The following is a 15,494-nucleotide window of genomic DNA, read 5'->3' on the forward strand; positions in this document are numbered from 1 at the left end:
TTCTAAAAAAACGATGCTACCAGGTAGCACCGTTTTCCAGTGTCTAAGGTGTCAAAACCTCGCAAAAAATTTATGACACCAGACCACTTTAAATACTTATTAATTAAACTTTCAAATATATGAAAATTGAAGCTTTACAGAGAATTAAGAAATTAATGAAGCTGGCTTCTTATGGAATTATTTGCCAGATATTGATTATCAATACAATAACGGCAAATAATCTATCTGCGAAAGAAATCCAGCAGGCCTCAGACATTCAGGTTTCCGGCAAGGTGTTGGATGAAAACGGTGAATCCTTACCAGGAGTGAATGTACTTATTAAAGGAACTACGAATGGAACGGTAACCGATTTTGATGGTAATTATAACATTCAAGTTCCTGAAGATGGGACTTTGGTCTTTAGTTATGTCGGATACGCAAGGCAGGAGATAAATATCAATAATAGGACCGTTATTGATGTAAATATGGAACTGGATGCTTCACAGTTAGGTGAGATCATTGTGATCGGCTATGGAGAGACAAAAAAGGAAGATGTTACCGGTTCTTTAGGCGCAATAGACACTGAACGAATTGAACGAAGGGTTTCGGTCAATCCTCTCGATAACTTACAAGGTGAGGTGGCTGGCGTTAATGTCGTTAATACTTCCGGTAGACCGGGTGGAGGTATCAACGTATTAGTTAGAGGTATTACTTCCATCAGCGCTACTAATCAGCCGTTATATGTTATTGACGGTATTATCGATGCCGATATCTCGCAGATCAATACAAACGATATTGAGAGCATTACAGTACTAAAAGATGCCTCTGCTACAGCTATTTATGGTTTTATAGCATCGAACGGTGTAGTGATCGTTACTACTAAAAGAGGAACAAGCGAAGGAGTTACCCTTGATGTAAATTACAATTTGCAAGTAGGCAGATTAACGAATAAACCTGAGGTGCTGAACTCGCAGGAGTATTGGGGTGATTTAAAACCTCGTGTAGACCAACAGTTAAGAGATATTGGGGCTGATGATGGTTTCTTTACCGATAACTACGCAGCAAGGTTTCCATTATTGTTTAATCCTAGTGATGCTGAATCAGTTTATGGAGACCCAAGATTTGATACGGATTGGTTAGATGAATCTACCCGAACCAGTGTATCACACCAATATTTTGCTAATCTACGTGCAGGTGGTGAAAATTACGCGCTTTCTTTTTCTGTAGGTAGCCAGGATGACGAAGGTATTGTGCTCAATACTTCTCTGGAAAAGAATACGATGCGTTTTAATGGGGACTACTATGTCAAAGATTGGTTAAAGGTAGGAGGTAGTTTGTCCTATGCGGAGACAAAGACCAACAGAGTAGATGACTATCGTGTAGGTGCAGATGGCTTGACATATGCCTCACTTTTTTACTTACCTATATACCCAACACGTTATGACGATGGTTCAGTAGTGAATGCTGATGATCTTGTAAAGCCAAACGGCCAATGGGATGTGTGGTATGGCAGAACTCCTTCCGAACGATTGAATATGCTAACCAGGGAGTCAAAGACTACGCAGTTATTGAGGAATGTCTTCGTAGAGATAGATTTTTTGAAAAACCTTAAATTCAGAACTGCTTTGTCACAGGAACAGATCGAGAACGATGGTAATACTCACGTGCCTAAAGAACTGGATACTTTTGTGAATCGAACTTCTGCGACTGTTTCGAACAGTGAGTTTTTATCCACGCAATGGGAAAATACATTGAATTATAACACGCAATTCGGTGCTGATCATGACCTTAATATACTAGCCGGTGCTTCCTGGTATAGCACTGAATCATTTGCATTTAGCGCAAGTGGTCAGGATTTTGACGATTTTTTCAGATTTTATAACTTGGCACAATCAGATGATGAATTCGAACGTATTACCAGTGGACAATCTGAAAGTAAGGCGGTATCATTTTTTGGTAGGGCTAATTATACTTACAAAGGCAAATACCTGGTTACAGCTACCGGTAGGTATGATGGATCCTCAAGGTTTGGTGCAAACAATGAGTTTGCCTTTTTTCCATCAGCTGCCGTAGGATGGAGAATCAGTGAAGAGGGCTTCCTGAAGGATAATAGTACCATGAGTAATTTAAAATTGAGGGCGAGCTGGGGTAAAACCGGTAATTCCAATATCCCCAATTTTCAAAGATTTGGACAGCCCGGTCAACAAAATGCAATTTTCGGTGGTAGGTCCGTAAATAGTACTTCTCAGGGAAGGATTGGAAATGATGATTTAAAATGGGAAGTGACCACTGAAACTAATGTTGGTCTGGACATTGGTTTATTCGATAGAGTGAACCTTACATTCGATTATTATACAAAAGAAAGTGATGATCTGCTTCTTGGTATACCCATAGCTAGATTTACAGGTTACAGTAATATTTTCGGTAACGCCGGGTCTCTTCAAAATCGGGGTATAGAATTGGGAATCAATTCACAAAATATAGCTACGAACGACTTCAGTTGGAATACCTCATTGAATTTTGCCAGAAATGTAAATGAGGTAACCTCTTTGGGTATTGATGATTCAGATTTTATACGATCAGTCCAGTTTGGAGGGTTCAATGAGCAAATCTTTAGAGTGGGAGAGGCTGCCGGATCTTTCTATGGCTATAACAGATTAGGTACCTGGAATATAGGTGAAGAGGATGAGGCTGCTATTTATGGTGCTGTACCAGGTGACATTAGGATTGAAGATGTCAATGATGATGATGTGATTGATTCGGAAGATTTACAGATCATCGGTAACGGACTTCCCGACTTCACACTGAATATAGGAAATACATTCACCTATAAGAATTTCGCTTTGTCATTTGACATCAGAGTGGTTCAAGGTAGCGAGATTGTCGATTATTCAGTTCTCCTGAATGTTGATCGTCAGGGATATGGTAATACGTATAGGGAGTTTTTCCAGCAGGCCTGGACCCCGGAAAATCAGAATACCATGTATCCAAGGGTAAGAAGGGATTTGAAATTCTTTAGAGGAATTGACACAGGTCATGTGTTTGATGCAAGCTTTATTAGAGGGCAAAACCTCAGTTTGTCATATGATTTTAATACCAACATTGTAGAGAGAATTGGGCTGGGTGGAGCTCAGATATATCTGAATTTTCAAAACTGGTTCTTGATTACTGATTACCATGGATACGATCCTGAAGCCAGTTCATACAATGATGAATTCTTCATAGGTTACGAATTGAACGGTTATCCGAAAGCGTTGATTACGAACATTGGAATTAGAGCTAATTTTTAAATCAAACATTATGAAAAAGTATTTAATTCTAGCATTGGCTGGTGTTTTAAGTTTTACATCATGCACCGATCAGTTGGAGGTGACACCAGATTCTTTTAAAGGAGTTGTTGGGACTACCCTTTTGGATGCGCAAGAATCCGTGAACGGAGCTTACGTATTCCTTAGAAACCCATATGGTAAATATGCTTTTGCTTCGATAGGGTTTAGCATATTAGAGGTGCCTACTGGTACTATGAAACCTGCTGCAGGTACACAAGATACAGGTATGGAACAGGCATACGCATTGACTTTTGATGACAATAATAATAATGCATTTGTCCTTTGGCAGGCCTATTTCGACGGCATAGAAGCTGCTAATATTGCTATTGCCTCGATACCAAATATTTCAGACCCTGATCTGACGGATGAATTAGCCAGTTCTTTACTGGGGCAAGCCTATTTCCTTCGTGCATATTACTACTTTCAGTTGGTTCAGATCTTTGGAGATATTCCGTTGAAAACTACACCTTCATCATCATTGTCTGATGGTAAATTGCCAAAATCAAGTGTGCAGGAGATTTATGAGCAGGTGATTGTTCCCGATCTTCAACAGGCCGAAGCAGCCGGACTTCCTTCTACCAGCGCTGAAGGTAGGGTAACACTGGGAGCCGTGAAATCTTTATTGGCTAAGGTATATCTTACCATGGCAGGCAGTCCGTTGAATCAAACAGACAAATATACCCTGGCGGCTGAAAAAGCGCTTGAGGTAATTAACTCAGGAGCCTTTTCTTTATTTCAAGATGGTGGAGGCTTCAGATGGGTTGACAAATTAAGAGAACCTGATTTTGATTTAACAGAAGAGCATATTTTCATGGCTCAGTTTGCCACGGCAATACCTTCGTCTTTTTCACAGTATTTTACGCCTATAGGAGGAGTTGAAATAAGCGCCCAGACATTACACTTTGGTGGTATGGAGCCGGAAGAAGATTTCTACAACAGCTATGATCCTTCAGATGTCAGGGGCCAGAACCAGGGGTTTTTCTTCGATTCTTTCGATGGCGTTTCATTTAACCTTTCCGTATATAAATATTTTGACGAAACATTTCGAAATCAGGCACAAGGTCTTGGGACTAAGAGTTTTCCATTATTGCGATATGCTGATGTCTTGTTAATTTATGCAGAAGCACAAAATGAATCCGGAACAGCTAATACCCAAGCCTATACCGCTTTGAACTCAATTCGTGGAAGAGCAGGATTATCCGATGTCGCCGGACTTTCTCAGAACGACTTTAGAGAGGAAGTATGGAGACAACGCGCATGGGAGTTTCCTGCTGAGGGTGGTTATGTTTGGTTTGATATGAAACGTACCATGAAAGTATTCAATGGTACAGGATTTGACGACTTCGTTGGTGCTACTTTGCCTAATGGAAATACCTTAGGCTCAGATAACATTTACTTTCCTATACCTGCAGGAGATGTTCTTTTGAATCCTGCTTTGGGTGACGGATAATGTATAAAGAGTAGTAGAGTTGTGGTGCCCTGCTTGGGTGCCATAACTCCTACAACTGAATATGCAGATCTCTTTTAATGTGATGAATCAACGATCGTACCTATGAAGTTATACATCGGTTGTTATACCAAGCAGATAACTGAGGAGTTAGTGGGAAAGGGAGACGGTATATATGTGTTAGACTTTAATCCATCTGATGGTTCAATTCGATACTCTGATTGCATCCCGGCTACTAATCCTAGTTATCTGAACATTTCATCGGATTGTAAAATTTTATTTGCTTTAGAGGAAAATCCAATTGAAGAATGGCCAAAGGTTTGTTCCTATCGAATAGGTGAAGCCTCCGAAGATCGGCATTTGGAATTAATCAATAAGCAGGAACTGCCAGGGTCATTTGCGTGTCATTTGTCACCTTCAAAGTCAGGGAATCATTTGATCGTAGGAGCATATATGTCTGGTAACATACTTGTTTACCCTATCACGTCTGAGGGTTGCATTGAGCCCTATATTCATAATGTAACTCATAAGGGTAACGGGCCAAATAAAATACGTCAGGAAGCTCCACATGTTCATTTTGTCTGTCCGAATGATATAGGTCAGTTTTACGCGGTTGATCTGGGAACAGACATGGTGAAATCTTATAGGTTCACAGACGATTGGATCAAAGAGCAACCGGAGGAGAATATTCAGGTTGACACTGGTGCAGGCCCAAGACATATGGTAATAAGCCCATCGGGGGAATACATTTTTGTTTTCTCTGAATTAGATGCGAAAATCCATAGTTATAAGAAAAGCAACGGAAAATTTGAATGTTTAGAATCAGTGGCTACACTTCCTAAAGATTTCAAAGGGGTGCCAAGCGGTGCGGCAATAAGGATGCATCCGAATGGAAGATTTATATATGTTTCCAACCGGGAGTATAATGGGATCACAATCTTATCCTTCGATAAAATCAGTGAAAAAATAGTTTTGATAGGCTTTGTTTCTTCGGGAGGAAAGACGCCGAGAGATATGAATATAGATCCTGATGGGAACTGGTTAATTTGTGCTAATCAAGACTCTGATAACCTTATTGTATTCCGTATTCATCAAACATCAGGAAGATTATCTCAAATCAGTGTAAATGAGGAGATAAAAACCCCGAGTTGTGTATTATTTGGAAAATAACCTTGAGCACTAAATAGTACCATTTGGACAGGTATTAAAAAAATGACAAAAATTTATTTTCAACTAGAAAAGTTACAAAAACTGTATTTATTAAGCCTCTTATTTTATAAGACGACATTACAAATCTTTATTGAATCAGAAGAGGCCTAACTCATCCATTGAGGAATATAGAAATACTTAAATTATAAAGATTATGAAAACGAAAGCTTTACTATTATTTGGACTATTTATAGGTTCGTTTCTGACTTTCACCTCTTGTGGTGATGATGATTCAGGGTCTGTAAACTTAGATTCCAATCTCGTAGCGCAGTGGGAAACTGAGGTCGAAGAGGCCCGTCAGTTGGCAGCTAATTCGCAGGAAGGGTCTCTTCCCGGAGATTATTTCCCTGGGGCAATTGCTCAACTTGAAGAAGAGATCGCCAAGGCTCAGGATATTTTTGATCGTGCGACTGCTGATATTCGTATTGAAAGTGCACTACTCGTACTAGAATTTGCACTCAAAGAGTTTGAAGTTAGCCTTGTCCAGGAGGCTATTCCATTATTTTCGAACCTGGCTTCAGAAATGCTGTCAACCGTGCCTGATGCAGCACTGTCACCCGATGAATTTACAGCAGAATTTAGAGTTAGATTGCAAAGTTATGATGCGGATCAAATTGTAGCTGATATGGTTGGTACCTTAAACCAAGTTTCCGGGTTAAATACGTCAGGTTGGGCTATTCGATATTTCACAACGCCTTTTGCCAACACGGGAGTCGTAGATTTTATTATTGGAGTAGGACCAGAAGCACCTTTCTTTGTTGAGCCTGATGTCCCGGATTATATTATTCCATTGAATGAGTGGGTCCATATTGCGGCTACATACAACAATCAAAACATGAAACTATATATTGATGGTGTCAAGCTACTTGAATTCGATTCACCCTTACCTATGAATCCGGATCCTGCAGGTTCTTTTTTTAGAATTGGTAATAGCGTATTCAAAGATGGAAGGTATACCAATGGTAATATAATCGATGTACGTTTTTGGGATGTCGAAAGAACAGAGGAGGAAATCAATGATAATTTGAGTGATTTCTTAGAACCTCCTTTTGATCACCCCAACTTAAAGCTTTATTTTCCACTTAATGCCAACCTGGGGAAAGTACTTACGGATGAGACAAAAACCTATAAGGTTGATGTAGCTGGTGTTACATGGCAAGAACAATGATTGCTACCGGTTCCATGAATTGACTTATAATCAATGGCATATTTGTAAACCACTCTATCTACTAGGTAGGGTGGTTTTTTTGAAGGTCTGGCATTGCTTTTAGTTCGTAAGGAACTTTTTATACTCATAAAAGCCCATGGCCAAAGGGAGATGTAATACATTGTCTACGGTCACCAAAGCGCATTTGGTTACTCGGACTTTGGGTGACGACTGTTGAATAGGCCTTACTCAGTCGCTTGGGTTTCCGAGTGACAACTATTAAATAGGCCTCCGGCCGGGGTGGGTTACGAATACGAAAAATTAATAAAAATACTTATAAAGATTTACCTGAACACAAAACCCTTTCTTTACACGTTTACACCACATATCAATAAGTATTAAGCAACGAAAGAACTAGCACTGGCATTTTTCAGAGGAACCGTCCATTATTCCTTGAGAAAGTTTCGGTTGCCTGGCCAGGAGGGGTACTGTACGGGTGAATATATCCACAATACCCTGACCATCTTTTTACCAATATATTATGCTTCTAATACGGCATGAGCAGGTTCTACCTCTTCCGTTAAATGGAAAAATATACTTATGTTACAAAAACTAATTAAATTTTAATTTGCTGAAATATAATAACTAAAACGATTTAGTTAGCTATATTTGATAACAAATCAAACACCCTGTTAAGGTCATGGAGCATAAATTCTCTGGTAGCGGCCAGGTTAGTAACAGCCTCAACCCGCAATATTCTTTATTTAAAGCGACTTCCGAAGGTCTCATCAATGTATCGATGAAAAAGTTTTTTGCACTTTTTATACTTCTAGCATTTTACGGTAATTCCTTCGCTCACGAAGGGGCCAGTAACAATCATATTCACACGATCAACACCAACTACAAGCTCTATCAACAATGCAAAGGAGATGTAGAAGGCTATGCCAATAAGTTGAGTGGGGGAGAATATGATTATCCCTCTCTTCGGGACGACCATAGGGATGCAATGATCTCCAGGGCTACCACGGGTAAAAATGGATTTGAATTCATGACCGGAAAAGTTCCGGAAGACTATAAAGGGAATCATGTTACCTCATTCAGTCGCTTGGATTTCCGAGTGACAACTATAAAATAGGCCTCCGGCCGGGGTAAATTATGAATACGAAAAGACCATGGAAGGGCCGGTAGAGATATCCGCTTTTGCAAGCGTATAGTAAGCCAGATATCTTAAAAACTGTTCCCTTTTTATATTTCCGATGCTGTGTCAGCAGCCCTTATTTAATTAATATACTTGAATTATTCTTGAACAACATATTGATAACCTTTTCTAATTCTATCCTAAGCATCTTAATGTAAACCGATCTGAGTAACACCTAATACTTGCTCAAGGGGCAAGCGATTGTTACACTTTTTTGAACATACTAGCGACTGAGGAGCAAATAAAAACGTTATCTTTACAAATATGTGTACATATTCAAAGAACATGATCTCTTTATTTCTGAGGTGTTATTTGCTCAATAAATATTTTTGTATCACTAAATAGGAGGGGGTATGCAAAAGATCACATTAATGGTAAAAGATGACAGTAAAATTAGTTTTTTCTTAGAATTGATAAAACAGTTTGATTTTATTGAAGTGCAACGTTCTTCACGAAGTATATCAAAAGACTATAATTTTTTCGAATCAGCAGGTTTGTGGAAAGATAGAAATGTAACCGGAGATCAACTTCGTGAGCAAGCATGGAAGAGGGACAACTAATACTGTGCGACACAAATATTATCATCGAGTTTTACAAAGAAAATCCAGTCATACTTAATATCCTTCAAACAATAGGCCAGTCTAATATAGCATTGAGCATCATTACAATGGGTGAGTTATTGTATGGAGCCTTGAATAAGAATGAGTTAAAGCTTATTCGTAGGGACATTGACCACCTTCATGTTAAGCATATAACTCCGGCTATTGGAGAACGTTTTATAGCATTAATGGAGCAATATGCTTTAAGCCACAAACTAAGCTTACCGGATGGCCTGATAGCCGCTACCGCATTAGAGGAAAACATACCTCTATACACGTTAAATCAAAAAGATTTTAAATACATAAAAGGGCTCCGTCTTTATAAATAGTGTTCAAGGCTGGAAGCCATTTTCGGGTTCACAAACCTCAGACCGTTGCTTGTTAAGAAAAGCACATAACTACCTTATGGCAAGGTATTGTTTAGCAGAATGTTTCTGGTACTCGGGGAGGATTGCGCTTCACTTAACTCGGTCTCTCTCAGTTGCTCGGGTTTCCAAGTGACAATTACAAAATAGGCCTCCGGCCAGGATGGATTATCTCTCAGTCCTTGGGTTTCCGAGTGACGGCTATTAACCAGGCCTCCGGCCGGGATGGACCATGAATACGAAAAATTACGGAAAGTACTGATAAAGATGTACTCGAACACAAAGCCCTACCTAACCCATCTACGCTATGGATTAAGAAGTGTTAAGCAACGAAAGAGCCAGCATTTTTTAACTAATTGTAAATTATTCCTTGAGAAAGTTATGTCAACCTCACCAGAAGCAGTACTTTGCCGGTTAGTATATCCACAATGATCTGATCATCAAGTCAATACATTATGCTTCCAATACAGCATGAGCAGCCCCCATCTCTTCGGTTAAACCGAAAAACATGCTAGTGGTACAAAAACTAATTAAATTTTAATTTGCTGAAATATAATAACTAAAACGATTTAGTTAGCTATATTTGATAATAAATCAAACACCCTGTTAAGGTCATGGAGCATAAATTCTCTGGTAGCGGCCAGGTTGGTAATAGCCTCAACCTGCAATATTCTTCATTTAAAGCGATTTTGGAAGGTCTTATTAACAGACCTATGAAAAAGTTTTTTGTACTTTTTATGCTTCTGGCATGTTCCGGTAATTCCTTTGCTCACGAAGGGGCCAGTAACAATCACATCCACACCATCAACACCAATTACAGGCTTTACCAACAATGTAAGGGAGATGTAGAAGGCTATGCCGCTAAGCTAAGCGGGGGAGAATACGATTATCCCTCTCTTCGGGACGACCATAGGGATGCAATGATCTCCAGGGCTACCACGGGTAAAAATGGATTTGAATTCATGACCGGAAAAGTTCCGGAAGACTATAAAGGGAATCATGTTACCTTCTTCTTTTATTCGGATGTTGATCTCAACAAGCGCCAGCCCTACGATGTCAAAGTGAATGACAGGGCATTACTTACTTTCCGTGCCAGGGAAGATGGTACGATGGAAGTCCTTGAAAATCCTGGAAACGGAAAAATAGAGTACATTTTAGTCAAAAGAGATGGGAATGGTGACGGTGTTGGTGCATTGAGGCTAACCGTTCCAAAAAGCATAGTTAAGAACGGAACCCAGGCTAAGATCTCTGTTTACGGGCATCATAAAGGAAGTAATTCCTGGTTTATGATCTTCAAAGTGCCGGATGCAGTTGCTCAACTGGCTAAGTCGGCCACTCAGGAGGTTTCCTTCCGGATCCGTCAGTTCAATGATATGCTGCTCATTGATGCTCCACTGCGCATGGCCGGAAAGTCAGTACAATTGGTTAGTGATAAGAAAAAGAGCGAAGAAGCCATTTTTAAAGTTCAGGGGGAATTGGCGAAAGCCTCTGTAAAGATCGCAGCGCCACAAAAGTCCTTTGCCATCCACTTTGAAGGGGACGTATTTTACCTGAAGGTTGAAGACCCTTCCAAAGATATTAACCAGTCGGAAGTGATCGGAGAGTTTGTCTATCATGTGCATTCACATGCTTCCAGCGACTGGTCAATGACATTCAGCAAGTTTTACCGGCCGAAGCATTTTGAAACCTATACCAACTTTTTTGATGCGAAATATGCCAAAAGCAAGGTTTCCATCATGAACTCCAGCCACCAGGACATTGCCTGGGTAGACCGACCCGAAGTATGTATTATCATGCGGGATACCTTGCTGCTTACACCCGTTTTGAAGGATGCATTTGAGCGTGCGGATTATGGTTTTGATGTGGAGGATGCCCTTATGCTACGCGAGTATATGGACCGGCACCCGGATGCGAAAGACAAGATAAGTGAATTGCTGAAAAGACAACTTTTGTCCATAGGTGCTACCTATAACTGCCCTTATGAAGATATGTACAGTGGTGAAGACCTGGTGCGCCAGCTTTACGTTGGAAAGAGATGGCTTAAAAGCACTTTTGACGGATATGACTCAAAGGTTTACTGGAACGTGGATGTACCTGGTAAAACGTTGCAGATGCCACAGATATTGAAAAAAGCGGGTGTGGATTACATGATCATCAGCCGGCATGCCAAGAGCTTCTTTCATTGGGGAAGCCCGGACGGTAGTTCTGTTTTTACCTATTCTCCCGGGCATTACGGGACAGACCTGATCCACCTATCCCAGGACCGTGGGAACCAGCTCAGGTATGGCGCCGAGCAGGTGGTATGGTGGGGGCAGTATTCTGAAGAAAAAGACCATTATACGCCATTATTGTCCAGCCAGGACATGCTGCCGGCCATTGATTACTCGGAGTTCATAGAAGCGTGGAACGAAAAGGAAAGTATTAAAGACGCTAAGAAAAAGAAGAAAAAGATCTACTTACCGGATATGGAGCTGATGACAGTGGACGAGTTCATGCCATTAGCCGCCCAAAACGTTGATTTGGTGGATACCATTGTGGGAGAACGGCCTAATGTATGGGTGTATATCCATGGACCAACGCACCATACCGCACTCACTGCCAGTAGAGAAGGTTCCAAACTACTTACTGCCGCGGAAAAGTTCTCTACCGCATCTTATCTTTTAGATAAATCGAAAATGCCTTACCCGACAGCTGCATTGGACCAGGCATGGCAGGACAAAGTATATCCTGACCACGGTTGGGGCGGGCATGACGGAGACATCACGGATGGCTTGTTTGAATCGAAGTTTGTTAGTTCCAGGGTGCAGGGGCAACAGCTGCTTGACAAAGCGCTCACCTTTCTATCCAGCCGGGTGAACACTAAAGAAGATAAAGGCATCCCGGTCGTGATTTTCAATAGCTTGTCATGGGAACGAACGGACCCTGTCACCATAGACATCGACCTTCCGCAAGGCGTGACTAAAAGCATCTCGATAAAAGATGCAGGCGGAAGGGAGTTGACTTCACAAGTTTCAGACCTTACAACGTACGGCGATGGGTTCATTAACAAGGCGAAGCTGACGTTCATTGCTGAAAAAGTACCTTCTGTGGGGTATAAGACTTTTTACCTGCACCACTCGACGCCTGGTTCTAATGGACTGAATGATCTTGCCAAAGAAGCTTCCTACGAAAACCCTTACTACCAGCTAACTTTTACGGAAGGTGGACTTTCACAGGTCTACGACAAAGATTTGAAGAAAAACCTGTTCCTTACGAATGATTTTAAAACCGGTGAGATATTCACATTAGAGTCCGTGGGCAACGGAGCAGGAGAATTTGGTGATATTCAGCAACCTTTCATGAACGACTTTGACAAGGTGAGTATCCATGCGCCTAAAGTGGAAATAATCGAAAACGGGAGTGTCTTTACCACCTATCGGATCAAACAGCAAATATTACATGCCATAGCACAGCAGGACATCACCATTTATCACAAACTGAAGCGTGTTCAATTTGACAACAAACTACTGAACTGGAACGGAGAGCTCTACCGTGAGTTCCGCACTGCCTATCCGGTGAATATGAAAAATGCTACGATCACCTATGATGTGCCATTTGGCTCCGTACAAGTCGGGCGTGATGAAATCCATACGGCTGGTGAGCGCTACACGCCACTTTGTAAAGACGTGCATCCTCGTGCCATTATGGATTGGATCTCAGCTTCTGATGGAGATATGACGGTCACGCTCAGCTCTTCGGTAGCTGCGGCAGATTGGATAGACCCAACCAAAGAGAATGACCGGGCGGTGCTCCAGCACTTGCTATTGGCCAGCCGAAAGTCTTGCCACTGGGAAGGCAACCTGTATTCGCAGGAAGGGAGCCATAGTTATTCCCACATAGTGACTTCCGCGCCGGCAGGTGACCGGTCGGGGGGGCTCGTGGCGGAGCAGTTTAATGAACCGCTTTTTGTGGTCTATAACCCGGATAAATCATCCAAAGCGAACTTGTCAGACGAAGAAAGCTTTTTTACCGCACAAGGAAAGGACGTGATCGTTTCTGCGATCAAAAAAGCGGAAGATTCGGATGATGTGGTATTTCGACTTTACAATAGGGAAGGGGAGAGTACAAACGTGAATATCAACTCTTATTTTGAATACGACCGTATGTTTCAAACCAACATCATTGAAGAAGAGCCAAAAGAAGTGAAACAACTGAGTCTGGGGAAATATGCCATCGAGACGGTGATATTGGATGTGAAATGAAAGCAGTGATGGATTGTTGAGCCAGGCTGGAAAACGATAATACTATTCAAAAAGGAACGTAAATGATTGAATTGAGAGGAATAGCATGGGACCATCCCAGGGGGTATGAACCGTTGATAAAACTTTCTGAAAAATATTCGGAGCTGAACCCGGCAGTTCAGATAAAGTGGGACGTACGCTCCCTCAAGGAGTTCGGCGATATGCCTATTGAAGACCTGATAGAACGTTATGATCTTCTCACCATAGACCATCCTTACATGGGACAGGCGCATGAAAACAAGTTATTGCGTGACCTGAAGCCCTACCTTTCATCCTATCTGTTGAACGAGCACTCCAAACAGTCTGTTGGACCGGGTTTTCAATCGTACTTTTTCGATGATCATCTGTATGCTTTGCCGATTGATGCGGCGGCCCTGGTAGCTGCTTATCGTAAGGACCTGTTAGAGCGACATCAGCTTACTTTCCCGGAAACCTGGGCTGAACTTAAGCATTTTTACACCCTTGTGCCAACAGGACATGCAGTGGCATGGCCCCTTTGCCCGACCGACTTATGGTGTTCCTTCCTGACGCTCTGTGCACAGTCTGCGGGGCGTGATTTTATCCGCGATTTTAAGGTGAACGAAAAGGCAGGGATCATTGCTTTGGACGAGTTAAAATTCCATTTGGAATACCTTCATCCCGATTCGATCCATTGGAATCCGATACAGATCTTAGACCGGATGAGTGATGAGGATGAGATCATTTATTCTCCTTATTTATTTGGATATTCCAATTACTCGCGTGAAGGCTACGCCTCGAAACTGGTGCATTTTGCAAACAGCCCTCAAAATCCTCAACAAGATATTTCAACCATTCTTGGAGGCGTGGGACTGGCAGTTTCAGCGCATTGCGAAGCTACAAAAGAGGCTGTTGATTTTGCGAACTATGTGGCCCATCCGGAGAACCAGGAAGGAGCCTATTTACAGCATGCCGGACAGCCGGGAAGCCTAAAGGCCTGGGAAAGTGAGCAAGGTAACGCCCTGTGTCATAACTTCTTCCGTGATACATTGGCGACACTTGAAAAAGCCTATGTCCGGCCACAACATCCCGGATGGAATAATTTTCAGGAACAGGGAGCGGATCTCTTGCATGAAGGATTAATCAAAAATCAACCCTCGGACACTTTGATCAAACAGCTAAACGAACTGTACAAAACCATATTACAACATGTCGGGTAGTTACGAACATATCGAAATTCTCATGGAAGAAGACCTGGCATTCCTGGTGTTCAATCGCCCGGATCAACTCAATGCCATGAATAGAAAGATGATGGGAGAGATTGTCACGGGTATTGAGGAGATCAATTTGAATGAACAAGTCAAAGTTGCGGTAATAAAAGGAAAAGGTCGCGCCTTTATGGCAGGTGCTGACATTAAAGAATATGGCAGCCAAACACCTGAAGAGTTCAGGTCCTTCCAGGAAAATGGAAAAAAACTCTATGAATCTATAGAGCAATCTTCCAAGCCCTGGATCGCAGCGGTTGACGGTTTTGCCTTAGGCGGCGGATGTGAAATAGCCTTGTGCTGTGATTTGATCCTGGCCTCAAACCGCTCGAAAATGGGATTGCCTGAGGTCCACCTGAGTCTGATCCCCGGAGGTGGAGGGACACAGCGTCTGACGCAAAAAGTAGGGATTAACCGTGCGAAAGAAATGCTTTTTACCGGTGGACAATATACGGCTATGGAGCTATATGGTTGGGGGATCGTAAACCGTGTTTTTGAAGATGAAAATTTTGATGAGGAAGTTCAAACCTTTGCCAAAAAGCTGACCAGGAGATCGGCTCAGTCCATTACCCAGTTGAAGCGACTCGCCCAATTAAGTTTGACAAACACCCCCTTTCAGGACCGCATTAACGATGAAGGACGCACTGTGGAACAACTTTTTTTGACAGAAGAGGCACAACAGGCGATAGAAGCATTTATTTCAAAAACTAAAAGTTAG

At 41.8% G+C, this 15,494-nt stretch carries 10 protein-coding genes; all 10 read left to right on the forward strand.

The window, feature by feature from the left end; translation table 11 throughout:
• Positions 1-119 precede the first annotated feature (119 nt).
• The 10 genes from FNH22_RS08305 to FNH22_RS08350 all read left to right on the forward strand — a co-directional run bounded on the left by FNH22_RS08305 (position 120) and on the right by FNH22_RS08350 (position 15,494).
• Positions 120-3,269: a TonB-dependent receptor gene (locus tag FNH22_RS08305; protein ID WP_143397889.1), complete on the forward strand. Its 3,150-nt coding sequence runs from the start codon at positions 120-122 to the stop codon at positions 3,267-3,269.
• A gap of 10 nt (positions 3,270-3,279) precedes the next feature.
• Entirely contained in the window at positions 3,280-4,758 is a 1,479-nt protein-coding gene (locus FNH22_RS08310; RefSeq protein WP_143397890.1) for a RagB/SusD family nutrient uptake outer membrane protein, read from the forward strand.
• A 102-nt stretch (positions 4,759-4,860) separates the two neighbouring features.
• Entirely contained in the window at positions 4,861-5,925 is a 1,065-nt protein-coding gene (locus tag FNH22_RS08315; protein ID WP_143397891.1) for a lactonase family protein, read from the forward strand.
• Positions 5,926-6,118: 193 nt separating this feature from the next.
• Entirely contained in the window at positions 6,119-7,132 is a 1,014-nt protein-coding gene (locus FNH22_RS08320; RefSeq protein ID WP_143397892.1) for a LamG-like jellyroll fold domain-containing protein, read from the forward strand.
• Between the two features lie 679 nt (positions 7,133-7,811).
• Positions 7,812-8,246, forward strand: a complete 435-nt coding sequence (locus FNH22_RS08325; RefSeq protein ID WP_143397893.1) for a hypothetical protein — start codon at positions 7,812-7,814, stop codon at positions 8,244-8,246.
• Positions 8,247-8,662: 416 nt separating this feature from the next.
• Complete coding sequence (locus tag FNH22_RS08330) at positions 8,663-8,869, forward strand: hypothetical protein (RefSeq protein WP_143397894.1); 207 nt, start codon at positions 8,663-8,665, stop codon at positions 8,867-8,869.
• Entirely contained in the window at positions 8,851-9,237 is a 387-nt protein-coding gene (locus FNH22_RS08335) for a type II toxin-antitoxin system VapC family toxin (protein ID WP_143397895.1), read from the forward strand. The genes FNH22_RS08330 and FNH22_RS08335 overlap by 19 nt, the downstream gene beginning before the upstream one ends.
• Before the next feature lie 650 nt (positions 9,238-9,887).
• Positions 9,888-13,514 (forward strand): glycosyl hydrolase-related protein, encoded by a 3,627-nt coding sequence (locus FNH22_RS08340; RefSeq protein ID WP_143397896.1) that lies wholly within the window; start codon positions 9,888-9,890, stop codon positions 13,512-13,514.
• A 62-nt stretch (positions 13,515-13,576) separates the two neighbouring features.
• The gene (locus tag FNH22_RS08345; protein WP_143397897.1) at positions 13,577-14,731 is read left to right on the forward strand and encodes an ABC transporter substrate-binding protein; all 1,155 of its coding nucleotides are present in this window, start codon (positions 13,577-13,579) and stop codon (positions 14,729-14,731) included.
• Positions 14,721-15,494 (forward strand): enoyl-CoA hydratase/isomerase family protein, encoded by a 774-nt coding sequence (locus FNH22_RS08350; RefSeq protein ID WP_143397898.1) that lies wholly within the window; start codon positions 14,721-14,723, stop codon positions 15,492-15,494. The genes FNH22_RS08345 and FNH22_RS08350 overlap by 11 nt, the downstream gene beginning before the upstream one ends.

It is taken from the genome of Fulvivirga sp. M361, assembly GCF_007097395.1.
GTDB lineage: Bacteria > Bacteroidota > Bacteroidia > Cytophagales > Cyclobacteriaceae > Fulvivirga.